The sequence below is a fragment of the Geodermatophilus sp. SYSU D00705 genome (assembly GCF_054050135.1).
Map to the genome: position 1 here is coordinate 1 of NZ_JBJGYT010000018.1, position 25,325 is coordinate 25,325.

Genomic DNA, 25,325 nt, shown 5'->3' on the forward strand with positions numbered 1-25,325 from the left:
GCCGCCGGCGGCACCGACCCCGTGATCGACGCGACCGTGTCCCCGAGCCGCGCGCGCCGGGGATCCCACGCGACGGGGGCGGCGGAGTCATCGTTGTGTGCACTCTCCGTGGACGCGGCGGCCCTGAGACCACGATGTGTGCACAGACCGGGGCCCCAGCGCACAGACCGGGCCCCCAGCGCCACGACGCCGTCATCTCCCCGCGCGAGTGACGGCAACCCGGCACACGCCTCGAACTGGACCCGGGCGCAGGCCCGCGTCAGGCCCCACCCGCACGTCGAACAGGCCCTCCACGGGCAGGGCGACGATGGCGTCGAGCGCCGTCCGGACGGGTCAGGGCAGGATCGCGTCCACGTAGCCGCCGTCGACCCGCACCGCGCCGCCGGTGGTGGCCGAGGCCAGCGGCGAGGCCAGGTAGACGCACATGTGGGCGATCTCCTCGGGCTCGATCAGCCGCTGCAGCAGGGACTGCGGGCGGTGCAGCCGCATGAACTCCCGCTGCGCCTCCTCCCACGGCAGGGCGCGGTCGACCAGCGAGTAGACGAAGTCCTCGACCCCGCCGGTGTGCGTCGGCCCGGCGATCACCGAGTTCACCGTCACGCCGGAGCCGGCAGCCTCCTTGGCGAAGCCGCGGGACACCGCCAGCAGCGCCGTCTTCGTGACGCCGTAGTGCACCATCTCGGCCGGGACGACGACCGCCGAGTCGCTGGCGATGTACTGCACCCGCCCCCAGCCGCGCTCCCGCATGCCGGGCAGGTAGGCGCGGGTCAGCCGGACGGCGGTCAGCACGTTGGTCTCGAAGTAGCGCCGCCACTCGTCGTCCGGGATCTCCAGCACCGGCTGCGCGCCGAAGACCCCGAGGTTGTTGACCAGGACGTCGACGTCCGGCACGGCGTCCAGCAGCGCGGCGGTGCCCTCGTCGGTGGTGACGTCGCCGGCCACGGTGCGCACCCGCGCGCCGTCGACGCCGCTGCGCACCCCGGCCGCCGCGGCGTCGAGCCTGGCGGCGTCCCGGCCGGTGAGGACGACGGAGGCGCCGGCGCGCGCCAGGCCGGTGGCGATGGCCAGCCCGATGCCCTGGGAGGAGCCGGTGACGACGGCCGTGCGGCCGCCGAGGTCGATGCGCACGCCGCTTCCAAGGCGGCCGCGCAGACCGGTGTTCCGGCGGCCGGGACGCCCGCCGGTCAGCTCCGGGCGCTCAGGTCGGCGCTGATCCGGTCGGCCGTCTCCACCAGCAGCGGGACCACCTCCCGCTCCAGCCGGGCGACCGTCGACCGGCCCGCGGAGGTGGACGACGCCAGCGCGGCCACCACCTGCCCGGAGCGGTCCCGGACCGGCGCGGACGCCGACAGCAGGCCGGCCTCCAGTTCCTCGTCGACGATCGACCAGCCCCGCTCGCGCACCCGGGCCAGCTCCGCCCTCAGCGCGGACGGGTCGGTCACCGTGCGGCGCGTGATCGCGCGCAGCGGCCGGCTGTTGAGCGCCGAGTCCACGACCTCCGTCGGCGCCCACGCCAGGAGCACCCGCCCCATGGAGGTGGCGTACGCCGGCACCCGGGTGCCCACGGAGACGTTGATGCTCATGATCCGGCGCACCGGTACCCGGGCCACGTAGACCACCTCGTCGCCGTCCAGGTTCGCCAGCGAGGCCGACTCGTGGGTCTCCTCGGCCAGCTTGAGCAGGTGCGGCTGGGCGAGGTCGATGAGCGCGTTGGACGCCGTGTAGTGCTGGCCGATGCTGAGCACGCGCGGCGTGAGCGACCAGCGCCCGCCCGCGCCGCGCACGTACCCCATCCGCTCGAGGGTGATCAGGAAGCGCCGCACCGCCGGCCGGGACAGGCCGGTCAGCTGCGCGAGCTCGGCGAGGGTCGGCTCGGGGTGGTCGGCGTCGAAGGCCAGGAGGACGGCGAAGCCGCGCTCGAGGCTCTGCACGACGTCACGGTCCCCGTTCGTGGAGTCGCCACCCTCGCCGGTCATCGCCATCACCCCCCATCTTCCTGCACGAGGGGGTTGACGGTCGTTCGTGACCCGGAGCACACTCCCTGAACGCTGAGCGGACAGCACGTACGCAGTGCGTACGCCATCCCGCGAGGAGGAGCACGGATGCTCGACTCACGCACGGTCCGCAACGCCTTCGGACGGTTCGCCACGGGCGTCACCGTCGTCACCTGCGCCAAGGACGACGGCGTGCCGCACGGCGCCACCGTCAACGCCTTCACCGCCGTCTCCCTCGAACCCGCGCTGTGCCAGGTGACGCTCACCCGCCAGTCGAAGGCGTGCAGGTACCTCGAGGGCGCCCCGTTCGCGGTCAACGTGCTGGCCAGCGGCCAGCTCGACACCGCGTGGCACTTCGCCGGCCGCCCGCAGGACCCCGAGCCGGCGTGGGCGGAGGGCCCCACCGCGCCGGTCCTGGTCGGCAACGCCGCCACGATCTCCTGTCGGCCGTGGCGCACCTACGACGGCGGCGACCACCTGATCGTCATCGGCGAGGTCGTCGACCTCGACGTCACCGACAGCGATCCGCTGCTGTTCTTCGGCGGCCGGTTCCGCGAGCTGGCCGCCCCGGCCACCGGCGTGCACTGGAGCGGCTCCCTCGACTGCCCGGAGCTGGGCTGGTTCGACGCCGGCTCGTCCTTCACCACCCTGCGCCCGCACCGCGCGGCGTCCTGACGCGCGCCCGGCCGCCTCCGCACCCCCTCTCCGTTCCACCGCACGGCCGCAGTCCCCTGCTCCACCGACGAAGGAGGGTCCCCTGTGACGCTCGAGCAAGAACGCGAAGTCCCCCGCCCCCGCGGTGCCGAGGGTGGCGCCCCCGACGCCGGGACGCCGACGGCGACGCGGCCGATGACCGGCGACGAGTACATCGAGAGCCTGCGCGACGACCGCGAGGTGTGGATCTACGGCGAGCGCGTCGCCGACGTGACGACGCACCCGGCCTTCCGCAACCCGGTCCGGATGACCGCCCGCCTCTACGACTCCCTGCACGACCCCGCCCACCGGGACGTCCTCACCACGCCCACCGACACCGGCTCCGGCGGCTTCACCCACCCGTTCTTCCGCGCCCCGCACTCGGTGGAGGACATGGTCCGCGACCGGGACGCGATCGCGACGTGGGCGCGCATGACCTACGGCTGGATGGGGCGCGCCCCCGACTACAAGGCCGCCTTCCTCGGCACGCTCGGCGCCAACAGCCAGTTCTACGACCCCTACGAGGCCAACGCGAAGCGCTGGTACAAGGAGTCGCAGGAGAAGGTCCTCTACTGGAACCACGCGATCATCAACCCGCCGGTCGACCGCAACCTCCCGCCCGACGAGGTCGGCGACGTCTTCATGAAGGTGGAGAAGGAGACCGACGCCGGGCTGATCGTCTCCGGCGCCAAGGTGGTGGCCACCGGGTCGGCGATCACCAACTACAACTTCATCGCCCACTACGGCCTGCCGATCAAGAAGAAGGAGTTCTCCCTCATCTGCACGGTGCCGATGGACGCACCGGGCGTGAAGCTGATCTGCCGCTCCAGCTACACGCAGCAGGCCGCCGTCATGGGCAGCCCGTTCGACTACCCCCTGTCCAGCCGCATGGACGAGAACGACACGATCTTCGTCTTCGACAAGGTGCTGGTGCCGTGGGAGAACGTCTTCCTCTACGGCGACCCCGAGAAGACCAACGGCTTCTTCCCGGTGTCCGGGTTCCTCCCCCGGTTCACGCTGCACGGCTGCACGCGCCTGGCGGTCAAGCTCGACTTCATCGCCGGCCTGCTCATGAAGGCCCTGGAGGCCACCGGCAGCAAGGACTTCCGCGGCGTGCAGACCCGCGTCGGTGAGGTCATCGGCTGGCGCAACGTCTTCTGGGCGCTGACCGACGCGATGGTCCACACCCCCGACGAGTGGGTCGGCGGCACGCTGCTGCCCAAGCTCGACTACGGGCTGACCTACCGCATGTTCATGATCCACGGCTATCCGCGGGTCAAGGAGATCATCGAGTCCGACGTCGCCAGCGGGCTGATCTATCTCAACTCGCACTCCGTCGACTTCAAGACCCCCGAGGTGCGGCCCTACCTCGACAAGTACGTCCGCGGCTCCAACGGCATCGACGCCGTCGACCGGGTCAAGGTCATGAAGGCGCTGTGGGACTCGGTCGGCACCGAGTTCGGCGGCCGGCACGAGCTGTACGAGCGCAACTACTCCGGCAACCACGAGAACGTGAAGGCCGAGCTGCTCTTCGCCGCCGAGGCCCAGGGCACGACCACCGCGATGAAGGGGCTGGCCGAGGCCTGCCTGGCCGAGTACGACCTCGACGGCTGGACGGTGCCGGACCTCATCGGCAACGACGACGTCTCCTTCTTCTCCCGTTCCCGTTGACCGCGACCCCCACCCACCTCGAGGAGCACGTGTCATGACCACGACCGACCCCAGCGCCCAGCAGGCCGGCATCCCCGCGGCCCGGGCCACCACCGAGCAGGCGTCGCCGACTGCGGCCGGCTCGGGCGCCAGCGCCACCGCCTCCTTCCGGACCACCGAGCAGTACCACTCGGGGTCGGCGGCGGTGTCCCCCGAGCGGGTCAGCGCCGTCGTCTCCGCCGTCCTGGCCGGTGTGCACCAGGCGATCCGCGACCACGACGTCACCTATCCGGAGTTCCAGGCCGCCAAGGCCTGGATGATCGAGGTCGGCGAGGGCGGCGAGTGGCCGCTGTTCCTCGACGTCTTCGTCGAGCACGTCGTCGAGGAGGTCGCCGCCCGCACCCAGACCGGCACCAAGGGCAGCATCCTCGGCCCCTACTACCTCCCCGGCCAGAAGCGCCTGCCGGCACGGGCCACCCTGCCGATGCGCGACGACGAGCAGGGCACGCCGCTGGTCCTCTCCGGCCAGGTCCGCGACGTCGACGGCACGCCCCTGGCCGGCGCCGAGGTCGACATCTGGCAGGCCGACCACCTCGGCTACTACTCCGGGTTCGCCCCCGGCATCCCCGACGGCAACCTGCGCGGCGTCGTCGTCACCGACGGGGACGGGAGGTTCGAGATCCGCACCATCCAGCCCGCGCCGTACCAGATCCCGACCGACGGGCCGACCGGCAAGCTCATCACCGCCGCCGGCTGGCACCCGTGGCGCCCGGCCCACCTGCACCTGCTGGTGCGCGCGCCCGGGCACCGCACGATCACCACGCAGCTGTACTTCGCCGGCGGCGAGTGGCTCGACAGCGACGTCGCCGAGGCGACCAAGCCCGAACTCGTCCTCGACCCGCAGGACACCGGCGACGGCACCCGGGCGGTCACCTACGACTTCGTGCTGGAGCCCGAGCAGCGGTCCGCGGCCGCCTGATCGCACCACCCGGGCCGTGCGGGTTCCCCCGCACGGCCCGGGTCCGTCCCTCGACCCCAGCAAAGGAGCCCCCGCATGCTCTTCCACGTGCGCATGGACGTCGCCATCCCCCGGGACCTCGACCCCGAGGAACGCACCCGGCTGGTGACCACCGAGAAGGCCCGCGCACTGGACCTGCAGCGCAGCGGCAAGTGGGTGCACCTGTGGCGAGTGGTCGGCGCGTACAGCAACGTCAGCGTCTTCGACGTGGAGGGCACCGACGAGCTGCACGACATCCTGTGGAACCTGCCGCTGTTCCCCTTCATGACGATCGCGGTGACGCCGCTGACCGAGCACCCCTCGGCCCTCTCCGCCAACCCGTGAGCTCCGTCGAGGAGCGGCTGCGACGGCTTGAGGACGTCGAGGAGATCCGCCGGCTCGACGCGGTCTACTGCCGGCTGCTGGACGACGGCGACTGGCCGGCCCTGGTCGCGCTGTTCACCGAGGACGGCGTGTTCGACGGGCTGTCCCGGGTGAGCGGCCGGGCCGACCTGCTGGCCTTCTTCTCCGGGCTGGCCGACGGCGGGCTGACCGCCTTCTGGCACCACGTCTCCAACCTGGAGGTCGAGGTGGCCGGCGACGCGGCCACGGTGCGCTCCCTGCTGTGGCAGCCGTGCGTCGTCGACGGCGTCCCGCACGTGGCGGCCGGGCGGTACCGCGACGAGCTGGTGCGCACCGGCGAGGGGTGGCGCTACCGGGTCAAGCAGGTCCGGTTCTCCTACTGGGCACCGCTGACGGTTGGATGGGACCAGCACCGGTTCAGCCTCGAGGCGGCTCGCGCCGCCGCCGTCCCCAGGGGAGTCCACCCATGACCGCACAGCTGTCCGCCGTCGTCGACGGCCCGGACGACGCCCCCGTCCTCGTGCTCGGCCCGTCGCTGGGCACCGACACCGGACTGTTCGACGCCCAGGCCACCGCGTTCGCCGGCGACTTCCGCGTGGTCCGTTACGACCTGCGCGGGCACGGCGGCTCGGAGGTCGTCCCGGGCCCGTGCACGATGGCCGACCTCGCCGGCGACGTGGTGGCCCTGCTCGACCGGCTCGGGGTCGACCGCTTCTCCTACGCCGGGGTCTCCATCGGTGGGGCGATCGGCCAGCAGCTGGCCCTGACCGTGCCCGAGCGGCTGGAGAAGCTGGCGATCATCGCCTCGGCGGCGCAGTTCGCCGACCCGCCGTCCTGGGCGGTGCGCGCCAAGCAGGTGCGCGAGCACGGCACCGAGACGCTGGTCGGCTCCCGCACCGGCACCTGGTTCACCGCGGCCTGGGCGGAGAAGAACCCCGACGAGGCGCTGCGGCTGCTGCAGATGCTGCGCGACACCCCCGACGAGGGCTACGCCGCCTGCTGCGAGGCGATCGGCGCCTTCGACGTCCGTGACCGGCTGGGCGAGATCACCGCGCCGACGCTGGTCGTGGCCGGCGAGGAGGACCCCGCCACGCCGCCGGACATGGTGCGGCTGATCGCCGACGGCATCGGCGGCGCCCGGTTCCTCGTCGTCACGGGTGCGGGCCACCTGCCCAACGCCACCGACCCGGAGACGGTGAACGCCGCGCTGCGCGGCCACCTGGCCTGAGCCGCTCGACCCTGCGCGAGATCGGCGATCTGGTGGCGATCAGCGGCTGATCGCCACCAGATCGCCGGTCTCGCGCCCGGGGTCAGCGGGAGTAGTACTCCACGACCAGCTGCTCCTCGCAGACCACCGGGACCTCGTCCCGGCCCGGCGTCCGCTCGTAGCGGGCGACCAGGTCGGCCAGCCGGACCTCCAGGTAGGCCGGCGCGGTGGCGTGCCCGCCGGACGCCGCGACGACGAACGGGTCCTTGGTGCGCGACTTCTCGGCGATCTGCACGACGTCCCCGGGCCGCAGCCGGTACGAGGGCCGGTCCACGCGCCGGCCGTTGACCAGCACGTGCCGGTGGGTGACGAACTGGCGGGCCTGGTAGATGGTGCGCGCGAAGCCGGCCCGCAGCACCGTGGCGTCCAGCCGTGACTCGAGGTCCTGGATCAGCGCCTCGCCGGTCTTGCCGCCGGCGCGCCTGGCCCGGTCGAAGGCCGCCCGCAGCTGGGTCTCGCTGATGTCGTACTGCGCCCGCAGCCGCTGCTTCTCCTTGAGCCGGGTGGAGTAGTCGCTGTCCTTGCGGCGCTTGCGGCCGTGCTCGCCCGGCGGGTAGGGACGCCGCTCGAAGTACTGGACGGCCTTCGGCGTGAGCGGGATGCCGAGCGCGCGACTGATCCGGATCTTCGGACGCGGGGTGTTCACGGGACCTCCTGGTTTGGTTAGGCTCACCTTACTCCCGCTCGACACCCCGACGTCCACCCCGAGGAAGCCATGACCGCTGGTCCCCGTCCCGTCCCCCGGACGCCCGCCGACGCCGGCTCCACCCCCGCGTCCGACGCCGCCGAGCGGGCCCGCACGGTCGCCACCAGGCCGGCCGCCTCCCTCACCGCGCTCGGCCTCGGCACCAGCCGGCTCCTGGCCGCCACGACCACCGACGACGGGGACGTGCTCGTCGTCGTCCCGCGCTCGGGCGGGCTGGCCGCCGCCGTCACCGCCGCGCCCGAGGGCGACCTGCCCGCGCGGGTCACGGTCACGTCCCGTTCGTCGCTCCCCCTGCGCAACCCGCTGCGGGCACGGCTGGAGCTGGCCGGCTGGCTCACCCCGGTGCCGGCCCGCGACGAGCCCGAGCGGGTGCTGGCCTTCGCCGCCGCGCAGCCCACCGACGTGCTGCTCGACGTCGGCCTCACCGCGACGCTCCTGCGCCTGGACCTCGCCGAGGTCCTGCTGCACGAGGGCGGCGGCTGCACCGAGATCACGCCGGAGGAGTACGCCGCGGCCCGCCCCGACCCGCTCGGGACGGTGGAGTCCGACCTGCTCGCCGACTCCGCCGGTCCCCTGGCCGAGCTGTGCGCCCGGGTGCGGGCGTGGACCGGGGACGACGACGTCCACCTGCTCGGCGTGGACCGCTTCGGCGTCGTGTTCCGCGTGGAGCACCGGCGCGGCTGCTACGACCTGCGGACGCCGTTCCCTGCACCGCTGGCCGGCCCTGGCGAGTTCGCCGCCGCCGTCGACCGCCTGCTGGCCTGCGCCCGGGCATGAGCACGCGCGAGACCGGCGGTCTGGTGGCGATCAGCGGTCGATCGCCACGAGACCGCCGATCTCGAGGAGGGGGCGGGTGCGTCAGGCCGCGGTGCGGGTCTCCTCGGCCAGCGCCCGCAGCGCCTGCTCGAAGCACTGCTGCGGCGGCTGGACCAGCCCGGCGCCGACCTGGCCGGTGCCGGCCACCCGGCCGGCCATGCCGGTGTTGATCTGCGGCAGCCAGCCCGAGCGCGCCACCTTGAGCACGTCGATGCCGGTCGGCGAGCCGCGGAAGCCGAGGATCGGCACCTGCATCGCGGGGTTCTCCGCCAGGGTCAGCTGGTACATCCGCTCGGTGGTGGCCAGCGCGTCGGGCACGGTGCCGCCGACGAACCGGACGATCGCCGGCGCCGCGGCCATCGTGAAGCCGCCGACGCCGTAGGTCTCCATGATCGCGGAGTCGCCGATGTCGGGGTTGGCGTCCTCGGGGCCGTAGTCGCCGAGGAACAGGCCCACCGGGGTGTTGGCGGGGCCGGTGAACCAGCGGTCGCCGGTGCCGGCGGTCTGGATGCCGAACTCCGTCCCGTTCCGGGCCATCACGGTGACCATCGACGAGCCGGGGATGTCGCGGGCGGCGTCCATGGCCAGCTTCGCCGTCGGCATGCCGAGGTTGAGGAAGAAGTGCTCGTTGCCGCCGGCGAACGTGAGCACCGCGGCGATGTCGGACGACGGCACGCCCTCCACCGCGACGATGGCCGGGGAGAGCTCGCGGAGGGTCATGAGCGAGCCGGCGCGGTTGCGGTTGTGCCCCTCGTCGCCCATCTGCAGCATCTGCGCGAGGATCGCCTTGACGTCCAGCGGCTCGGCCATCGACCGCACCGCCTTCTGCAGCACCGGGCCCAGCACGTCGCGCATCCAGCGCAGCCGGGTGATGACCTCGTCGTTGTAGGCGCCCATCCGCAGCACCTTGCCGAGGCCCTCGTTGAGGTTGGAGAACGCCTGGCCGCCGTGGACCGGGTCCTGCAGGCACCACATCCACATCGACGGGCTGGTCACCCCGGCCATCGGCCCGACGGCGCGGTGGTGGTGGCACGGGTCGAGGGTGATCTCGCCCGCGGCGAGGATCCGCTCGGCCTCCTCGACGGTGTCGGCCCAGCCCTCGAACAGGCAGGCGCCGATCAGCGCGCCGCGCAGCGGCCCGCTGGCGTCGGCCCAGCCGATCGGCGGGCCGGCGTGCAGCAGCATGCGGTCGGGCAGACCGAGCACCTCACGGGCCGGGCGGACGTCGACCAGCTGGGAGCCGGCGGCCATGACCCGCTCCACGGCGGTCCGGTTGGCGGCGGCCCGGCGGCGGTCGAGGGCGAGCGCGGCGAGGTCGGCGGGGTCGCCGAAGCCCGGCGGGCGCCAGTCGACGTCGTGCACCTCGGCGCCCTGGGCGCGCAGCGCGTCGGAGAAGACGTCGACGCCGGCCGCGACGATCGCCGGCGGGGCGGAGAGCAGGTCGGCGAGGCTCACGCGTCCTCCTCGCTGGCGCTCGTCGGACGAGAGAGCCAGGCTGCTCCGTCGATTGATGAGATCGCAAGCACGCTCATGATGCAGCTCCCAGCAGGTCGAGGGCGTGCCGCGTCGCCGCGGCGTTGGAGGCGAAGACGGCGGCGCCGGCGGCGGAGAGGGCGTCGGCCTGCCGGGCCCAGCCCTGCGGGTCGTCCTCGGTGCCGACCAGCGCGACCACGACCGGCAGCGGGGTGGCCGAGGCCTCGCGGGCGGCGGTCAGCGCCGGCACGAGGGAGGCGGCGGGGTCGCTGTCCGCCCCGTAGCCCAGGACGACGTCCAGCAGGAGGACGGCGGGCTCGTCGGCGGCGGCCACCCCGGCGAGGGCCTCCAGGCGCAGCGTCGGGTCGATCATCGGGTGGGCGCGGCCCACGGTCAGCGCGTCGTCCCCGAAGTCGATGACGACGTGGCCCGGGGCGGACAGGTCCGTACCGAGATCGAGCTCCGGGCGCAGCGGGGTGTTGGAGCGGATGTCGCCGAGTACGGGCGCGGCCAGCAGCATCGCCTCGTCGGCGAGGGTGCCGCCGGAGTAGAGGCCCTTGAGCACCGCGCCCGGGGCGGCGGCGACGCCGTCGCCGGGGCGCGACGGCCACTCCGGCACCGCGACGCCCATGTCGGCGAGCAGCGCCTCGACGGCGGCGGTGAGGTCGGGGGTCTCCGCGGAGAGGGCGGCGGAGCGGACCGGGACCGACAGCTGCGCCGCCGCCTCCGACACCGCGGCGGCCACCGACGGCGCCGGGGGCTTGGAGACCAGCAGCACCCGCTCGGTGGCCGGGTCGGCGTCCAGGGCGGCGAGCGCGTCGAGCGTGGCCAGGCCGCCGACGGCCTCGGAGAGGTCGCGGCCGCCGACGCCGAGCACGTGGCTGACCCCGATCCCGGCCATGTCCAGCAGGCAGGAGACCTGCTGGGCGCCGGTGCCGCTGGCGGCCACGAGCCCGACCGGCCCGGGGCGGACGACGTTGGCGAAGCCCAGGGCGACCCCGGAGACGATCGCCGTGCCGCAGTCGGGGCCCATGACCAGGACGCCGGCGTCGTGCGCGGCCCGCTTGAGCGCCACCTCGTGCTCGACGGGCACGCCGTCGGAGAAGACCAGCACGCTGCGGCCGGCGGCGATCGCGTCGGCGGCCTCGGCGACGGCGTACTGCCCGGGCACGCTGACGATGGCCAGCGCCGACCCGTCGGTGGACAGGGCGTCGAGGCCCGCGCCGATGGTGCGCGCCGGGATGGCGTCGGCGGTGGTGCCGGCCCGCTCGCGCGCGGTGAGGGCGGCATCGACGGCGGCGACCGCGGCGCCGAGCACGTCGTCGTCCACGGCGGTGATCGCGATGAGGAGCTGGTCGGGCGAGACGTCGCCCTCCGGGGCGAGGCCCATGTTCCGGGCCAGCTCCAGGTTCAGCGGGGTGGCCATCGCGACCAGGACGGCGGAGACGCCGTCGCGGGCGCCGATGTCACGGCTGACCTGCATCAACTTGACCGAGTCGGCGTAGACGCCGCTGCGGAGGGAGACGTGCCGGGCTCCGGCGTCGGATGGGGCGGTCACCCCGCGAACCGTACCCGCATGTTGCCTCAGCGTTAAGACATCTCGTGCAATAACGATTTAGCACTGAGGTACTTCCGCCGGCTGACCTGCGGTGACACATTGGCGCCCAATCTGGTGCCGGGGCACGCCATCATCCGGTTGCCGGCCCGGTCTGTGGTGCACATCGAGGAGGCACTCATGGCGTTCAGCTGGAAGCTCTACGGGGACGGCAAGACCCCGCCACTGGGGGAGGCCGTCGCCCCTGACGAACGGCTGTCGTGGCCGCTCACCATCGGCATCGGCGCGCAGCACGTCGTCGCGATGTTCGGTGCGACCTTCGTCTTCCCGCTCGTCATGGGGCTGGACGCGAACCTCGCGATCATGATGAGCGGCGTCGCGACGATCATCTTCCTGCTCATGGTCAGCGGGAAGGTGCCGAGCTACCTCGGCACCAGCGCCTCGTTCGTGGGCGGCGTCGTCGCGGTACGCGCGGCCGGGGGCGACTCCAGCGACGTCGTGGGCGCGATCCTGGTCTCCGGCGTCATCCTGGCCCTCATCGGCGTGCTCATCCACTTCGCCGGCGTGCGGTTCCTGCACGCGATCCTGCCGCCTGCCGTCACCGGCGCCGTGGTGCTGCTGATCGGCTTCAACCTGGCGCCGGTCGTCGCGGGCATCTACTGGCCGCAGGACCAGTGGGTCGCGCTGGCCACGATGGCCTTCGTCATCGTCGCCTCGCTGGCACTGCGCGGCTTCTGGGCCCGCATCTCCATCCTGCTGGGCCTGATCTTCGGCTACCTGCTCTCGTGGCTGCTCGACGTCACGGCCGGTCCGATCACCTCGGTGCTCGGTGGCGCGACGGAGGCGACCACCCACGACCGCCTCGTGAACATCGCCGCGGTCGGTGACGCGCCGTGGATCGGGCTGCCCGACTTCACCGCACCCAGCTTCTCGCTGAACTTCAGCCTGCTGGTGCTGCCCGCCGTCATCGCGCTGGTCGCCGAGAACACCGGTCACGTCAAGGCGGTCGCCGCGATGACCAAGCGGGACCTCGACCCGGTCATGGGCCGCGCCATCGCCGCGGACGGTGTGGGCACCGTCGTCGCCTCGGCGGTCGGGGGTTCGCCGACGACGACCTACGCCGAGAACATCGGCGTCATGGCGGCCACCCGCGTCTACTCGACCGCGGCGTACTACGTGGCCGCGATCGTGGCGATCCTGCTCGGCCTCTGCCCGAAGTTCGGCGCCCTGATCAACGCCATCCCCGGTGGCGTGCTCGGCGGCATCACCGTCGTCCTCTACGGGATGATCGGCCTGCTCGGCGCGAAGATCTGGAAGGAGAACCGGGTCGACTTCGCCAACCCGATCAACCTCGTGCCGCTGGCCGCCGGGATCATCATCGCGATCGGCAACGTCACGATGGTCTTCAGCGACAACTTCTCACTCGGCGGGATCGCCCTCGGCACCATCGTCGCCGTGGCCGGCTGGCACATCGCCCGCGCGATCGCACCGGCCGAGATGAAGGAGGCGCTGCTCCGGGAGGGTGTCCACCCGGCTGCCGCCTCCACCTTCGGACACGTGCACGGCGACGAGGTCACCCCCGACCCGTCGTCGGTGGACGAGGTCGGCCGCCCCGGGATCCCGGGCTCGCGCACCCCGGGCGAGAACCGGATCGAGAAGTGACGCCGGCGCCGGGTCCTGAGCACCCGGCGCCACCGCTCGACGGAGGGGACCTCGCCGGTTGCCGGCGGGGTCCCCTCCTCGTTCGCGGGCTCCTCACAGGAGGGGAGACAATTTAGCGCTGAGGTACTTCCGTCCCGGCTGACCACGTGAAACATTCGGATCTCCGGCCAGCACCGCTCCTGAGCGGCACCTCCACCCGGACCCGTACGACAGAGGAGGCACTCGTGGCGTTGCACCAGACGTCGCACCGCGGTCGCGGTCAGGGAATCGGCGCCCGGTGAAGCCCGCCCCGTTCCGGTACGCCGACCCGCGCACGCTGGAGGAGGTCCTCGAGGTCCTCGCCACGGAGGACGGCGCCAAGGTCCTCGCCGGCGGCCAGTCGCTGCTGCCGCTGCTGTCGATGCGGCTGGCGGCGCCGGCCACGCTGGTGGACATCAACCGGGTGCCCGGCCTCGACGCCGTCGAGGTCACCGGGGACGGCGTCCGGGTGGGCGCCCTCGTCCGGCACGCCACCCTCCTGCACGACCACGCGGCCGCGGGCGTCCAGCCGCTGCTGGCCCGCGCCACCGCGAACGTGGCCCACCCCGCGGTCCGCAACCGCGGGACGACGGTCGGCTCGATCGCGCACGCCGACCCCTCCGGCGAGATGACCTCCGTCCTCGCCCTCACCGACGGCTCGGTCACCGTGGCCACGCCCGGCGGTGTCGAGACCGTGCCGTGGCGCGACTTGTTCGTCGGACCGCTGGAGACCTCGCTGTCCGGGCCGTCCCTGGTCACCTCCGCCTTCTTCCCGGCGCTGCCCGAGCGCTCGGGCACCGCCTTCGCCGAGGTCGCCCGCCGCAAGGGCGACTACGCGGTCTGCGGCGCCGGCGTCGTCGTCACGCTCGACGGCTCCCGTCGCGTGTCGGCCGCCCGCGCGGCCTACATCTCCGTCGGGCTGGTGCCCGAGGTGCACGACCTGACCGACGCCGTCACCGGCCAGCCGGTGGAGAAGGCCGACTGGTCCGCGGCCGGCGAGCTGGCCCGCACGCTGGTCGAGCCGGACGGCGACCTGCACGCCAGCGCGGAGTACCGACGCCTGCTGGTCGGCGTGCTGACCGAACGAACCCTGGGCCAGGCCGCAGCCGAGGCAGCCGAGAGGACCGACGCATGACCGTCTCCGTCGACACCGAGCGGACCGTCACGATCACCGTCAACGGGGTGCCGCGTAAGGCGACCGTGCCGGTGCGCCGGCTGCTGTCCGACGCGCTGCGCCACGACCTCGGGCTGACCGGCACCCACGTCGGCTGCGAGCACGGCGTCTGCGGGGCGTGCACGGTGCTGGTGGACGGCGCCCCGGTGCGCTCCTGCCTGGTGCTCGCCGTCCAGGTCGACGGCGCCGAGGTGGAGACCGTCGAGGGGCTGGCCCGCGAGGACCACCAGGGCGGGCAGGTGCTGCACCCGGTGCAGGAGGCCTTCCGCGAGTGCCACGCGCTGCAGTGCGGCTTCTGCACGCCTGGCTTCCTCATGACGATCAAGGCGGGGCTGGAGAACCGGGACGCGTCGGCCGAGCTCACCGAGGAGGAGGTCGACGAGATGGTCGGCGGCAACCTCTGCCGGTGCACCGGCTACGCCAACATCAAGAAGGCCGTCCGCCACGCCGCCGCGGCCATGGAGGGTGACCGGTGACGACGAAGCTGTTCGGCGAGCCGGTCCGCCGGCGCGAGGACGCCCGCCTGATCACCGGCAGGGGCCGCTACCTCGACGACATCGGGCACACCGCCCTGGCCGCCGCCTTCGTGCGCAGTCCGCACGCGCACGCCCGTGTCGTCGACATCGACGTCGAGGCGGCCCTGGACGTCGAGGGCCTGGTCGCGATCTACACCTACGAGGACCTCTCCGGCCCACTCGCCGAGCCGTTGCCGGTGCTGATCCCCCACCCGCAGCTGACCGCCCCGCGCACCGGTTACCCGCTGGCCAACGGCGTGGTGAACCACGTGGGCGAGCCGGTGGTCATGGTGGTGGCCACCGACCGGTACGTGGCCGAGGACGCCGCCGAGCGGATCGTCGTCACGTACGAGGAGCTGCCGGTCGTCGTCGGGGTGGACGCCGCCCGCGAGGCGAGGGTCGCCGTCCACGCCGACGTCCCGGACAACGTGGCCGCACGCCACCACCAGGAGACCGGGGACGTCGAGCCGGCCCTGGCGAAGGCCCCGCACACGCTGTCGTTCACGCAGTACATCGAGCGCAGCGCCTGCATGCCGATGGAGGGCAAGGGCGTGCACGCGCGGTGGGACGCCGCCGACCGCTCGCTGCGGGTCTACACCAGCACCCAGGCCTCGACGTCGGTGCGCGCGGCGATCGCCGCCAAACTGCAGCTGCCGCTGGACAAGGTCGAGGTCGTCGCGCCCGACGTGGGCGGCGGCTTCGGCGTGAAGATCGTGCACCCGTGGCCGGAGGAGCTGCTGGTGCCGATGGCCGCGATCGCGCTGGGCCAGGAGGTGAAGTGGGCCGAGGACCGGCGCGAGCACTTCATCTCCAGCGCGCACGAGCGCCAGCAGCGGCAGGAGATCACCGTCGGGTACGACGACGACGGCCGGATCACCGCCCTCGACGTCCACATCTGGCACGACAACGGCGCGTACACGCCCTACGGGATCATCGTGCCGATCGTGACGGCGACCCAGCTGGTGGGCCCGTACGTGATCCCGGTGTACCGGGTGATCGTGGAGAGCGTCTTCACCAACACCGTCATCGTGACGCCGTACCGCGGCGCCGGGCGGCCGCAGGGCTGCTACGCGATGGAGCGGACGATGGACCGCATCGCCGACGCGCTCGGCCTGGACCGCGCGCTCGTGCGGGAGCGGAACCTCATCCAGCCCTCGCAGTTCCCGTACGACCACAAGCTGACGTTCCAGGACGGCCGGCCGGTCATCTACGACTCCGGCGACTACCCGGGTCTGCTGGACAAGCTGCGCACGCTCGTGGGCTGGTCGGAGGCGGAGTCGCTGCGGGCGGACGCCGAGGCCCGCGGCCGGCTGCTCGGCGTCGGCATGGCGCTGTACGTCGAGGGCACCGGGCCCGGCCCGTACGAAGGCGGGCACGTGCAGGTGCTCGGCAGCGGCAAGGTGCTGGTCTCGACCGGGCTGACCTCGCAGGGACAGGGCCACGAGACCGCGTTCGCGCAGATCGTCGCGTCCGAGCTCGGGGTGCCGATCGAGGACGTCGAGGTGACCACCGGCGACACCCGGCGCTTCGGCTACGCCGTCGGCACGTTCGCCTCGCGGGCGGCGGTGATGAGCGGCAACGCGATCGCCCTGGCCGCGCGCGGCGTCCGCGAGAAGGCGCTGCGGATCGCCGCCGACGTCCTGGAGGCCGACCCCGGCGACCTGGAGATCGAGGACGGCGTCGTCCAGGTGCGCGGCACCCCCGGGGCGTCCATCCCGCTGCGGACGGTCGCCGTCCTGTCCAACCCACTGCGCTACGCGTTCGACGAGGCCGCCAAGCAGGCCACCCAGTTCGCCACGCACGACGACACGAAGCCGCCGGTGGCCGAGGGCGACGCCCCGGGCCTGGAGCACCGCGACTACTACTCGCCGATCCGGTCGACCTTCGCCTCCGGCGCGCACGCCGCGATCGTGGAGATCGACCCGACGACGTGGGAGATCGACGTCGTGAAGTACGCGGTGGTCCACGACTGCGGCAACATCGTCAATCCGATGATCGTCGAGGGCCAGGTGCACGGCGGCGTCGCGCAGGGCATCGGCGGCGCGCTGTACGAGCGGATGGCCTACGACGACTCCGGGCAGCTGCAGAACGCCTCGTTCATGGACTTCCTGATGCCGTACGCGTCCGAGATCCCGGACGTGGTGATCGACCACCAGCAGACGCCCTCACCGCTGAACCCGCTGGGCCTCAAGGGCGCCGGCGAGGCCGGCGTCATCCCGGGGACGGCGGCCATCGCCTCGGCCATCGAGGACGCGACCGGACGCCGCATCGCGGCGATGCCGATCTCGCCCACCCAGCTGTACGACCTGATGCGATCCCCCGATTCGGAGAAGACCGCTGCGGCCGCGCGCCGGGCGAGGACAGGAGTGTCTGCGTGAACCTCGACGGCTCTGCGGTGCTGCACGCCGACCCGGAGAAGGTGTGGTCGGTCATCACCGACCCGGCGGTGCTGGCGCGCACGATCCCGGGGTGCGAGTCGCTGGAGCGCACCGGGGACGACGAGTACCGGATGAACGTCTCGGTCGGCGTCGGGGCGATCAAGGGCACCTACGCCGGCGAGGTGCGCCTCTCCGACCAGCAGCGGCCGACGTCGTACGTGATGCACGCCTCCGGCGCGGGGGCGCCCGGCAACGCGCGGGCGACGGTGACGATCAACCTCGAGCCCGCCGACTCCGGGACGACGACGCTCACCTACTCCGCGGACGCCGTGATCGGCGGGCCGGTGGCGGGCGTGGGCCAGCGCATGATCAGCGGCGTCGCCAAGCGGATGGCCGGGCAGTTCTTCAAGGCGATCGACGACGAGCTGACCGGGGTGGCCGCTCCCGCGCCGGCGGCTGCCGCTCCTGCCGCTGAGGCGCCCGCTCCCGCTGCCGGGGTGCCCGCCGTCGCTCCCGCGGCTCCGGCCGCCGCACCCACCGTCTTCGCGGGCCGGGCCGCGGCTGCGGCTCCGGCCGCCTCCGACGTCCGCACGCTCGTGACCGGGGCGCTCGGCGGCGCCGGGCTGACCCTGCTCGGTGTCCTCGTCGGCTGGCTGCTGGGCCGCCGCCGGGGCTGACGCTCACCCGGACACACGGCGAGGGCCCCCTCGATCGGGTCGAGGGGGCCCTCGGCGTGTGTCCGTCACGAGGCGCGGGCCTCCGCGCGCAGCTGCACCGCGGCCAGCAGCTCCCAGCGGATCGCGGAGCTGCCCGGCCGGATGACCTGCCAGTAGCGGGCGAAGCGCCGCCGCGCGGCCGGATCGGTGGCCACCACGCGGGTCTCCGAGCTCAGCTCCGTCCGCCGCGGCACGGCGTCAGCCGGAAGTCCATCGCCGCCTTCACCCAGCCCGGCTCGTCCGGCGCCGCCCCCGGCCGGGACCGCACACGCACTCCCGGTACCCACCTGACCGTCAGGCCACGATCTTCCAGTAGGAGTCCTTGCGCCGGATGCGACCGTCCGGCGCGAGGTCGAGCAGGTCGCAGCCGCGGACGCGCACCTTCTCGCCCTCGGTGGTCGTGCCCGTCAGGAGCCAGCGGGAGACCGCGTGGTCCCCGCACGTCCAGTGCTCGTCCTCGCCGTAGTGGACGTCGGGGATGCCGGTGAACCGCGCCGTGAGCCCCTCCCGCACGGCCGCCCGGCCGCTGTAGCGCGTCCCCCACGGGTCGGGGCCGCGCGGGGTCTCCAGCACGCAGTCGTCGGAGAAGAAGTCCATGATCCGGTCGAGGTCGTGCGCGTTGAACGCCGCCACGAACTCGCGGAGCCCTGCCTCGTCGGTCATGCGGGCAGTGTCCGCCGGGAGGGCGGCCGGGACGAGGGTCCACCCGCGCGTCGTGGGTCAGCCGGCCTTGAGCGTCGGGTAGTCGGTGTAGCCCTCGGCGCCGGCGGCGTAGAAGAGGTGCGGCTTCGGCTCGTTCTCCGGGTGCTCGCCGGCCCAGCGCTCGACCAGGTCGGGGTTGGCGATCACGGGCCGGCCGACGGCGACGGCCTCGGCGTGCGCGGCCTCGATGAGGGCGACCGCCTCCTCGCGGGTGGTGACCGACCCGAAGCCGCTGTTGGCGATCAGCGGGCCACCGAAGCGCCGGCGCAGCTCCTGCACCAGGTCACCGGCGGGCTCCCGGTGCAGCACGCTCAGGTAGGCCAGGCCCAGCGGCGCCAGCTGGTCGAGGAGCGCGCCGTAGGTGGCGAGGACGTCGGCGCGGTCGGTCTCGAACGCGTCCTGGATGTTGTGCTCCGGGGAGATGCGCAGCCCCACCTTGCCGGCGCCGATCGCCGCGGCCACCGCCGTCACCACCTGGACGACGAAGCGCGCGCGGTTCTCCGGGGAGCCGCCGTACTCGTCGGTGCGCTCGTTGGACGCGGGCGAGAGGAACTCGTGCAGCAGGTAGCCGTTGGCGCCGTGGATCTCCACGCCGTCCAGCCCGGCCTCGACGGCGCGGCGGGAGGCGGAGACGAAGTCCTGCACCGTCGCGCGGGCCTCCTCGACCGTCAGCGCGTGCGGCACCGGGTAGGCCTGCTTGCCCTTCTCGGTGTGGCCCTCGCCGTCGATCGCGACGGCGCTCGGGGCGACGACGCGGCGTCCGCCGTTGACGTCGGGGTGGGTGACCCGGCCGCCGTGCATGACCTGCATGACGATGCGGCCGCCGCGGGCGTGCACCGCCTCGGCGACCCGGCGCCAGCCCTCGACCTGCTCGTCGGTGACGATGCCGGGCTGGCCGACGAACGCCTGCGACTCGTGGTTCGGGTACGTGCCCTCGGTGATGATCAGGCCGAGGCCGGCGCGCTGCCGGTAGTGCTCGACGACGAGGTCACCGGGGACGCCGGACGCACCGGAGCGCATGCGGGTCAACGGGGCCATGACGACGCGGTTGGCGAGCTCGAGGTCGCCCAGGGTCACAGGGGAGAACAGGTCCACGGAGGGTTCCAAGGACCTGCGCCGGGCAGCCCATTCCGGAACGCGACGGGCATCACGGCGAGAAGGCGCTCGACTCCCCGTGCCTGCATGCCGACAGCCCGCACGAGATCGACATGAGATGTGGGGAGCGATGAGGCCCTGGCTCCTGGCGCTCCGGGGAGCCGCCCTCCTCGGACACTCCGGCCCTGCGCCCGCCGGAGGGGCACCTCCACGCACGCTCGTGCTCTGCCCACCATCGTGGGCAGAGCACGAGCTGCCGCAGAGGGCGGCGCCCGGCGAAGCGGTGCTGGTGGGTACGGGGTCAGCCGGAGTGTCCGGCTCAGGCGGCGACGAGGGACATCGCCTCGGCGGTGAGCTCGACCGAGCGCAGCCGGCCCTCGGTGCCCGGGAACTGGTGGGCGACGATCAGCTCGTCGGCCTCGACCGAGCGGGCGAAGCCGGTGAGGTACTCGCGCACCTCGGCGGGGGTGCCGACGGCGGTGTGGGTGAGCATCGTGTCGACGTGCAGGCCCGCGCCGCCGTCGAGCAGCAGCTGGGCCTCGTCGTCCGACAGCGACCGACCGCGGCCGAACAGGCCGACGGCGAGGGTGCGGCGGACGGCGGCGAGCGCGGCCTCGGCCTCGGCGCGGGTGTCGGCGGCGACCGCGTTGACCCCGGCGATCACGTACGGGGCGTCGAGCTGCTCGGACGGCTTGAACTCGCGCCGGTAGACCGCCACCGCGGGCTCGAGCATCGCCGGGGCGAAGTGCGAGGCGAACGCGTACGGCAGGCCGAGGGCGGCGGCCAGGGAGGCGCCGAACATCGACGAGCCCAGGACGTACAGCGGGACGTTCGACCCCTTGCCCGGGATCGCGTCGACACCCGGCACCCGCGTCGAGCCGGCCAGGTAGGCCTGCAGCTCGAGGACGTCCTGCGGGAAGCGGTCGGCCGAGCGCGGGTCGCGGCGCAGGGCGTACATCGTGTTCTGGTCAGAGCCGGGGGCGCGGCCCAGGCCCAGGTCGATCCGGCCCGGGTACATCGCGTCGAGGGTGCCGAACTGCTCGGCGATCGTCAGCGGCGAGTGGTTGGGCAGCATGACGCCGCCGGCGCCGAGCCGGATGGACGACGTCTGCGCGCCGACGTGCGCGATGAGCACGCTGGTCGCCGACGAGGCGATCGTCGGCATGTTGTGGTGCTCGGCGTACCAGACCCGGCGGTAGCCGGTCTCCTCCGCGCGCCGGGCGAGCGCGACGCTCGCGGCGATGCTGTCCGCCGCGGTCGTCCCACGGGCGATCGGCGCGAGGTCGAGGATGGACAGCGGGATGCTCATGTACAGGCCTCTCAGGTGGTGTTGCCCTGAGCAACCGTCGCCCGCCCCCGACCCTTCCCCGAGCCCGCTCAGCCGCTGACCGCCCCCTCGTACTCCGGCCCCATGGACCCGGTCTCCACCTCGCCGGCCCGCTGGTAGGAGGCGACCAGCACGCCGGAGGCGGTGACCCGCGAGGCGGTCAGCCGCCAGGCCCGCGGGATGGTCCCCTCGCCGAACAGCCGCTTGCCCTGCCCGAGCGTCACCGGGAACACCACCAGCCGGAGCTCGTCGACGAGGTCCTCCCGCAGCAGGGTCTGCACCAGCCCCGGCGAGCCGTGCACCTGCAGCTCCCCGCCGTCGGCGGCCTTGAGCGCACGGACGGCGTCCGGCACTGGCCCCTCGATCAGCCGGGCGGTCTCCCACTCGACCGAGGGAAGGGTGCGGGAGGCGACGTACTTGGTCTTGTCGTTGAGGCCCGTGGCGACCGCGCTGTCCTCATCGCGCATCTGCGGCCACGAGGCGTGGAAGATCTCGTAGGTCCCGCGGCCGAGCAGGAAGTCCTGGGCGCCGGTGAACCACTCCTCGATCTGGGCGCCGAGGTCGTCGTCGAAGTGGGGCACGACCCAGCCCTCGTGGACGAAGCCGCCGGAGGGGTCCTCGCCCGGCCCGCCGGGGGCCTGCATGACGCCGTCCATGGTCAGGAACGTGGTGACGACGAGCGGTCGCACGGGTGCCTCCCGAGGGTCCGGGGTGGCCGGGTGGGCCACCCTCTGCTCCTAGGACGCCGCGGCCGGCTGTGGCTCATCGCCGTCCCGCGGATCCGTCCGCGGGAGACCGATTCGTCGCAGTGAGCGATATGCGTGCTCACGAGGCGTGACGACACGTCCGAACGTCCCCACAGGATGGGGTGGCGTAGGGGACGGAACGGGGGGTGTCCCTCCGACCCGGCACGCCCGAGATTGGGAGCACGGAAGGAGCGGCGATCCGCTCCAGGGGAATCCGTCCATCTGATCACGGGGGTCCATCGATGAAGCGCACCACCAGCCTGTTCACCGCCGGCGCCATGGGGCTCGGCACGTTCGCACTCGTCAGCGCGGTCGCGCCGAGCATCGCCTCGGCCAACGGCTGTGGCGTCACGACGCTCGACATGGCCGGCCTCGAGGCGGCCTTCAACGGCTCGCTCTCCGGCTTCGGCGACGGCGGCAACGCCGAGATGCGACCCGACGGCCTGCACATGACGACCGACGCGTCGGAGAACGCCTGGGTCGGCTACTTCATGGACGGCCTCGGCATCCCGCTGGCCGACGCGACCGCGCCGTCGAACTACGCCCTCGACGTCACCCAGGCCGCGGGCCAGCCCCTCGCGAACCACCCGACCTACGAGATGTGGGTCGACCTCGACGGGCCGGACGGCGAGCTCCCCTCGTGGCTGGTGTACTACCAGCCCGCCACGGGTGACCCGGAGGGCCTCTGGTGGAGCGAGACGGCGCTGACCGAGGTCGACCCGGAGGCGTCCGAGGCCACCGACGAGGCCACGCTCGTCGACATCAGCGCCGCCTACCCCGACGCGACGATCGAGACGATGGGCTTCCAGATCGTCTACTCGCCCGACGCCGACGCCGTCGTGCACGGCATGACCTTCGGCTGCAACGACTTCGTGTTCAGCTCGGGCCCCGAGACGGACCCGCAGAACGTGGCTCCGATCGCGGCCTTCACCGCCACCGCCACGGGTGCGGACGTCGCCGTCGACGCCAACGCCTCGTCCGACGCGGACGGCACGATCGCCACCTACGCGTGGGACTTCGGTGACGGGGCCACCGGCACCGGGGCCACGGCGAGCCACACGTACGCCGCCTCCGGCACGTACACCGTTTCCCTGACCGTCACCGACGACGCGGGCGCGACGGGTTCCTTCTCGCAGCAGGTCACGGTCACCGTCCCGGGCAACGGCGGGGGCGACCCGACCGACCCGACCGACCCGGCCGAGCCCACCGAGTACGACACCCCGCTGCCGAACACCGGTGCCGACGTGCTGGGCATGGCCGCCATCGGTGGTCTGGTCCTCGCCGGTGGTGGCGCCGGCCTGGTCGTGAGCCGTCGCCGCAAGGCCAACTCGGCCTCCTGACCGCCAGCACCCGCGTCCCGCCCGCCGGCACCCGGCGGGCGGGACGCACCCATCGGGACATCAGGGGGACCGATGATCCGCACGTTCTTCAGCGGGCTGTGCCAGCTCGCCATCACGGTCGGGGCCGTGATGCTGCTCTACGTCGCCTACGAGATCTGGATCACCGACCTGTTCAGTGACCAGGCGCAGGAGCAGGTGGCCGAGGACCTCCGCGAGGACTGGTCCACGCCGGCCCCGGAGACCGAGCCCGACTTCGGCGAGGCCTTCGCCTTCGTGCACATCCCGCGCTTCGGGGCGGACTGGGAGCGGGCCGTCGTCGAGGGCACCGACCCCGACGAGCTCGAGGACGGTCCGGGGCACTACGTGGGCTCCGCGATGCCCGGCGAGCAGGGGAACTTCGCCATGGCCGGCCACCGCGTCGGCCGGGGCAGCCCGTTCATCGCCCTCGACGTCCTGGAGCCGGGGGACCCCGTCGTGGTGGAGACGGCCGACGCCTGGCACGTCTACCGGGTGACCACGACGACCGTCGTCGACCCGAGCGAGAGCAGCGTCGTCGCGCCCACACCGGGCGGCCCCATGAACGGGGAGGCGACCGGCGCGGTGCTCACCATGACGACCTGCCACCCCAAGTTCTCCACCAAGCAGCGGCTGGTCGTGCACGGGGTGCTGGACAGCACGGTGTCCAAGGCCGAGTCGCCGGACGGGCCGGCGGCACTCGAGGAGGTCTGAGCGTGTACTCCTGGATCTGGCGCCACCTGCCCGGCAGCACCGGGACCCGCGCCGTCACCGCGCTGCTCCTGGTCCTGGCGGTGGCGGCGCTGCTGCTGTTCGTGGTCTTCCCCGCGGTCTCGTCCCACGTGGAGCTGTGGACGCCGACGCTCTGAACGCCGCGCGCGAGCGGGGCGGAGCGGGACCGTCCGGTCCCGCCCCGCTGCGTTCCGCGTCAGCGCTGCAGCGACGAGTACAGGGCCGTCTCGAACTCCAGGTAGCCGCCGAAGGAGGTGGCGTCCCCGAAGGGCAGCACCTGGGTGGCCCAGAAGCCGCCGTACCCGTTCTCCCGGTCGACCCAGTAGAAGAGGTTGGCCAGCCCGGCCCAGCCGAGTGCACCGGCCGGCCGGCCGGTGGGGGCCGGCTCGTCGTTGACCATGAACGGCAGCGACCACGACTTCGACAGCCCGGGGAAGAACTCCGCGTCGTTGGACAGCGACGGGATGACCCCCGGGAGCATCGTCACCTTGAGGTCGCCGAGGTGGTTCTGCACCGCCATCCGCACCGTCTCGGGCCTCAGGACGGCTCCGCCCTCGCCCCGGCCGTCGTTGAGCCACATGCGGATGAAGCGCATGTAGTCCCCGACCGTGCCGTAGAGCCCGTGACCGCCCATGTGCGCCTCGGGCGGTTGGGGCAGCTCGAAGTCGTCCATCGGCGTGAGCGACCCGTCGTTCCCGCGGGCGTGCACCGTCGCCCGCCGCTCCCGCAGCCGGTCGTCGAGCTCGAAGGACGTGTCGGTCATGCCGAGCGGCTGGAAGATGCGGGCGGCGAAGACGTCGCCGAGGCGCTCGCCGGTGATGCCCTCCACCACCTGGCCGGCCCAGTCGATGTTGCTGCCGTACTCCCACCGCTCCCCCGGGTCGAACAGCAGCGGGGTCTGCAGGCAGGCCTTGGTCGCCGTGATGACGCTGGGCTGCCCGTGCTCGGTGGCCAGCCTGTTGTAGTGCTCGTTGAAGAAGTCGTAACCGAAGCCGGCCGTGTGGGTGAGCAGGTGCCTGGTGGTGATCTCCCGCTTCGGGGCACGGGTGCGGGGTCGGCCGTCGTCGCCGAAGCCGTCGAGCACCTGCAGCTCTCCGATCGCCGGAGCGTAGGTGCTGGCGGGAGCGTCGAGGTCGAGCCGCTCCTCCTCGACCAGCTGGAGCGCCGCCGTCGCGGTGATGGCCTTCGTGGTCGAGAAGAGGGCGAAGACCGTGTCGGTGGTCATGGCGACGTCCCCGCCGAGGCGCCGGGCACCCGCCGCCCCCTCGTAGACGTCGGCCTCCCGGTCGGTGGCCATGGCCACCACGCCCGCGACGGGGGCGTCGGCCTCGACGGCTCGGGCGAGGATCTCGTCCGCCGCCTGCGTGAAGCGCTGCGTCGTCTGCGTCATC

The 25,325-nt window shown here is 73.1% G+C and carries 26 protein-coding genes; 15 read left to right on the forward strand and 11 right to left on the reverse strand.

Annotated features, from left to right (window positions below; genetic code table 11):
- Positions 1-333: 333 nt before the first annotated feature.
- Positions 334-1,128, reverse strand: coding sequence for an SDR family NAD(P)-dependent oxidoreductase (locus ACI78Q_RS14900; RefSeq protein WP_456924178.1), 795 nt, complete (start codon positions 1,126-1,128; stop codon positions 334-336).
- Positions 1,129-1,184: 56 nt separating this feature from the next.
- Positions 1,185-1,976, reverse strand: a complete 792-nt coding sequence (locus ACI78Q_RS14905; protein ID WP_456924179.1) for an IclR family transcriptional regulator domain-containing protein — start codon at positions 1,974-1,976, stop codon at positions 1,185-1,187.
- Positions 1,977-2,102: 126 nt separating this feature from the next.
- On the opposite strand from ACI78Q_RS14905, the gene ACI78Q_RS14910 reads away from it, so the two are divergent.
- The 6 genes from ACI78Q_RS14910 to pcaD all read left to right on the forward strand — a co-directional run bounded on the left by ACI78Q_RS14910 (position 2,103) and on the right by pcaD (position 6,925).
- Positions 2,103-2,669 (forward strand): flavin reductase family protein, encoded by a 567-nt coding sequence (locus ACI78Q_RS14910; RefSeq protein WP_456924180.1) that lies wholly within the window; start codon positions 2,103-2,105, stop codon positions 2,667-2,669.
- An 84-nt stretch (positions 2,670-2,753) separates the two neighbouring features.
- On the forward strand, positions 2,754-4,358 hold the full coding sequence (locus tag ACI78Q_RS14915) for a 4-hydroxyphenylacetate 3-hydroxylase family protein (RefSeq protein ID WP_456924181.1): 1,605 nt from the start codon (positions 2,754-2,756) through the stop codon (positions 4,356-4,358).
- A 34-nt stretch (positions 4,359-4,392) separates the two neighbouring features.
- Positions 4,393-5,316, forward strand: a complete 924-nt coding sequence (gene catA, locus ACI78Q_RS14920; RefSeq protein ID WP_456924182.1) for a catechol 1,2-dioxygenase — start codon at positions 4,393-4,395, stop codon at positions 5,314-5,316.
- Positions 5,317-5,391: 75 nt separating this feature from the next.
- Complete coding sequence (catC, locus tag ACI78Q_RS14925; protein ID WP_456924183.1) at positions 5,392-5,679, forward strand: muconolactone Delta-isomerase; 288 nt, start codon at positions 5,392-5,394, stop codon at positions 5,677-5,679.
- Positions 5,676-6,167: a nuclear transport factor 2 family protein gene (locus ACI78Q_RS14930; protein WP_456924184.1), complete on the forward strand. Its 492-nt coding sequence runs from the start codon at positions 5,676-5,678 to the stop codon at positions 6,165-6,167. The genes catC and ACI78Q_RS14930 overlap by 4 nt, the downstream gene beginning before the upstream one ends.
- Complete coding sequence (pcaD, locus tag ACI78Q_RS14935) at positions 6,164-6,925, forward strand: 3-oxoadipate enol-lactonase (RefSeq protein ID WP_456924185.1); 762 nt, start codon at positions 6,164-6,166, stop codon at positions 6,923-6,925. Before ACI78Q_RS14930 ends, pcaD begins: the two co-directional genes overlap by 4 nt.
- A gap of 82 nt (positions 6,926-7,007) precedes the next feature.
- Here the strand turns inward: pcaD and rpsD are convergent, their stop codons facing one another.
- Positions 7,008-7,610 (reverse strand): 30S ribosomal protein S4, encoded by a 603-nt coding sequence (gene rpsD / locus ACI78Q_RS14940; protein ID WP_456924186.1) that lies wholly within the window; start codon positions 7,608-7,610, stop codon positions 7,008-7,010.
- Between the two features lie 69 nt (positions 7,611-7,679).
- Between rpsD and ACI78Q_RS14945 the strand changes: the two genes are divergently transcribed.
- Entirely contained in the window at positions 7,680-8,447 is a 768-nt protein-coding gene (locus tag ACI78Q_RS14945; protein WP_456924187.1) for a DUF2470 domain-containing protein, read from the forward strand.
- Between the two features lie 81 nt (positions 8,448-8,528).
- Here ACI78Q_RS14945 and ACI78Q_RS14950 read toward each other — a convergent pair whose 3' ends face one another.
- Positions 8,529-9,941 (reverse strand): DUF1116 domain-containing protein, encoded by a 1,413-nt coding sequence (locus ACI78Q_RS14950; RefSeq protein ID WP_456924188.1) that lies wholly within the window; start codon positions 9,939-9,941, stop codon positions 8,529-8,531.
- A 73-nt stretch (positions 9,942-10,014) separates the two neighbouring features.
- Positions 10,015-11,517, reverse strand: a complete 1,503-nt coding sequence (locus ACI78Q_RS14955; protein WP_456924189.1) for an FdrA family protein — start codon at positions 11,515-11,517, stop codon at positions 10,015-10,017.
- Positions 11,518-11,694: 177 nt separating this feature from the next.
- Here ACI78Q_RS14955 and ACI78Q_RS14960 point away from each other — a divergent pair, with 177 nt between their 5' ends.
- The 5 genes from ACI78Q_RS14960 (at position 11,695) to ACI78Q_RS14980 (ending at position 17,938) form a co-directional block, all read left to right on the forward strand.
- Positions 11,695-13,176, forward strand: a complete 1,482-nt coding sequence (locus tag ACI78Q_RS14960; RefSeq protein WP_456924190.1) for a uracil-xanthine permease family protein — start codon at positions 11,695-11,697, stop codon at positions 13,174-13,176.
- A 277-nt stretch (positions 13,177-13,453) separates the two neighbouring features.
- Positions 13,454-14,329, forward strand: a complete 876-nt coding sequence (locus tag ACI78Q_RS14965) for an FAD binding domain-containing protein (RefSeq protein WP_456924191.1) — start codon at positions 13,454-13,456, stop codon at positions 14,327-14,329.
- Positions 14,326-14,844, forward strand: coding sequence for a (2Fe-2S)-binding protein (locus ACI78Q_RS14970; RefSeq protein WP_456924192.1), 519 nt, complete (start codon positions 14,326-14,328; stop codon positions 14,842-14,844). The genes ACI78Q_RS14965 and ACI78Q_RS14970 overlap by 4 nt, the downstream gene beginning before the upstream one ends.
- Complete coding sequence (gene cutA / locus ACI78Q_RS14975; protein WP_456924193.1) at positions 14,841-17,261, forward strand: aerobic carbon-monoxide dehydrogenase large subunit; 2,421 nt, start codon at positions 14,841-14,843, stop codon at positions 17,259-17,261. Before ACI78Q_RS14970 ends, cutA begins: the two co-directional genes overlap by 4 nt.
- The gene (locus ACI78Q_RS14980; protein ID WP_456924195.1) at positions 17,258-17,938 is read left to right on the forward strand and encodes a CoxG family protein; all 681 of its coding nucleotides are present in this window, start codon (positions 17,258-17,260) and stop codon (positions 17,936-17,938) included. Before cutA ends, ACI78Q_RS14980 begins: the two co-directional genes overlap by 4 nt.
- Positions 17,939-18,003: 65 nt before the next feature.
- On the opposite strand, the gene ACI78Q_RS14985 is transcribed toward ACI78Q_RS14980, so the two are convergent.
- The 5 genes from ACI78Q_RS14985 to ACI78Q_RS15005 all read right to left on the reverse strand — a co-directional run bounded on the left by ACI78Q_RS14985 (position 18,004) and on the right by ACI78Q_RS15005 (position 21,790).
- The gene (locus tag ACI78Q_RS14985) at positions 18,004-18,171 is read right to left on the reverse strand and encodes a hypothetical protein (protein ID WP_456924196.1); all 168 of its coding nucleotides are present in this window, start codon (positions 18,169-18,171) and stop codon (positions 18,004-18,006) included.
- A gap of 100 nt (positions 18,172-18,271) precedes the next feature.
- Positions 18,272-18,640 carry a nuclear transport factor 2 family protein gene (locus tag ACI78Q_RS14990; RefSeq protein ID WP_456924197.1) on the reverse strand — a complete coding sequence of 123 codons (369 nt, stop codon included), beginning with the start codon at positions 18,638-18,640 and terminating at the stop codon, positions 18,272-18,274.
- 57 nt (positions 18,641-18,697) lie between these two features.
- Positions 18,698-19,774 (reverse strand): alkene reductase, encoded by a 1,077-nt coding sequence (locus tag ACI78Q_RS14995; RefSeq protein WP_456924198.1) that lies wholly within the window; start codon positions 19,772-19,774, stop codon positions 18,698-18,700.
- Positions 19,775-20,093: 319 nt separating this feature from the next.
- The gene (locus tag ACI78Q_RS15000; protein ID WP_456924199.1) at positions 20,094-21,083 is read right to left on the reverse strand and encodes an LLM class flavin-dependent oxidoreductase; all 990 of its coding nucleotides are present in this window, start codon (positions 21,081-21,083) and stop codon (positions 20,094-20,096) included.
- Positions 21,084-21,151: 68 nt separating this feature from the next.
- The gene (locus ACI78Q_RS15005; protein ID WP_456924200.1) at positions 21,152-21,790 is read right to left on the reverse strand and encodes a dihydrofolate reductase family protein; all 639 of its coding nucleotides are present in this window, start codon (positions 21,788-21,790) and stop codon (positions 21,152-21,154) included.
- Positions 21,791-22,089: 299 nt separating this feature from the next.
- Between ACI78Q_RS15005 and ACI78Q_RS15010 the strand changes: the two genes are divergently transcribed.
- The 3 genes from ACI78Q_RS15010 to ACI78Q_RS15020 all read left to right on the forward strand — a co-directional run bounded on the left by ACI78Q_RS15010 (position 22,090) and on the right by ACI78Q_RS15020 (position 24,071).
- The gene (locus ACI78Q_RS15010; protein ID WP_456924201.1) at positions 22,090-23,187 is read left to right on the forward strand and encodes a PKD domain-containing protein; all 1,098 of its coding nucleotides are present in this window, start codon (positions 22,090-22,092) and stop codon (positions 23,185-23,187) included.
- Positions 23,188-23,259: 72 nt separating this feature from the next.
- Positions 23,260-23,916 carry a class E sortase gene (locus ACI78Q_RS15015; RefSeq protein ID WP_456924202.1) on the forward strand — a complete coding sequence of 219 codons (657 nt, stop codon included), beginning with the start codon at positions 23,260-23,262 and terminating at the stop codon, positions 23,914-23,916.
- Positions 23,917-23,918: 2 nt separating this feature from the next.
- A complete protein-coding gene (locus tag ACI78Q_RS15020; protein ID WP_456924203.1) occupies positions 23,919-24,071 on the forward strand; it encodes a hypothetical protein in 153 nt (50 codons plus the stop codon).
- A 59-nt stretch (positions 24,072-24,130) separates the two neighbouring features.
- Here the strand turns inward: ACI78Q_RS15020 and ACI78Q_RS15025 are convergent, their stop codons facing one another.
- Positions 24,131-25,324: a serine hydrolase domain-containing protein gene (locus ACI78Q_RS15025; protein WP_456924204.1), complete on the reverse strand. Its 1,194-nt coding sequence runs from the start codon at positions 25,322-25,324 to the stop codon at positions 24,131-24,133.
- Between the last annotated feature and the right edge of the window lies 1 nt (position 25,325).

Bases quoted from the DNA above. Each gene is read 5' to 3' on its own strand.
- ACI78Q_RS14970 (WP_456924192.1), top strand. From the start codon at position 14,326: ATGACCGTCTCCGTCGACACCGAGCGGACCGTCACGATCACCGTCAAC.
- ACI78Q_RS15025 (WP_456924204.1), bottom strand. From the start codon at position 25,324: ATGACGCAGACGACGCAGCGCTTCACGCAGGCGGCGGACGAGATCCTC.
- ACI78Q_RS14945 (WP_456924187.1), top strand. From the start codon at position 7,680: ATGACCGCTGGTCCCCGTCCCGTCCCCCGGACGCCCGCCGACGCCGGC.
- catA (WP_456924182.1), top strand. From the start codon at position 4,393: ATGACCACGACCGACCCCAGCGCCCAGCAGGCCGGCATCCCCGCGGCC.
- ACI78Q_RS15000 (WP_456924199.1), bottom strand. From the start codon at position 21,083: ATGAGCATCCCGCTGTCCATCCTCGACCTCGCGCCGATCGCCCGTGGG.
- ACI78Q_RS15010 (WP_456924201.1), top strand. From the start codon at position 22,090: ATGAAGCGCACCACCAGCCTGTTCACCGCCGGCGCCATGGGGCTCGGC.
- pcaD (WP_456924185.1), top strand. From the start codon at position 6,164: ATGACCGCACAGCTGTCCGCCGTCGTCGACGGCCCGGACGACGCCCCC.
- ACI78Q_RS15015 (WP_456924202.1), top strand. From the start codon at position 23,260: ATGATCCGCACGTTCTTCAGCGGGCTGTGCCAGCTCGCCATCACGGTC.
- ACI78Q_RS14905 (WP_456924179.1), bottom strand. From the start codon at position 1,976: ATGACCGGCGAGGGTGGCGACTCCACGAACGGGGACCGTGACGTCGTG.
- ACI78Q_RS14990 (WP_456924197.1), bottom strand. From the start codon at position 18,640: ATGACCGACGAGGCAGGGCTCCGCGAGTTCGTGGCGGCGTTCAACGCG.
- ACI78Q_RS14960 (WP_456924190.1), top strand. From the start codon at position 11,695: ATGGCGTTCAGCTGGAAGCTCTACGGGGACGGCAAGACCCCGCCACTG.
- catC (WP_456924183.1), top strand. From the start codon at position 5,392: ATGCTCTTCCACGTGCGCATGGACGTCGCCATCCCCCGGGACCTCGAC.
- ACI78Q_RS14910 (WP_456924180.1), top strand. From the start codon at position 2,103: ATGCTCGACTCACGCACGGTCCGCAACGCCTTCGGACGGTTCGCCACG.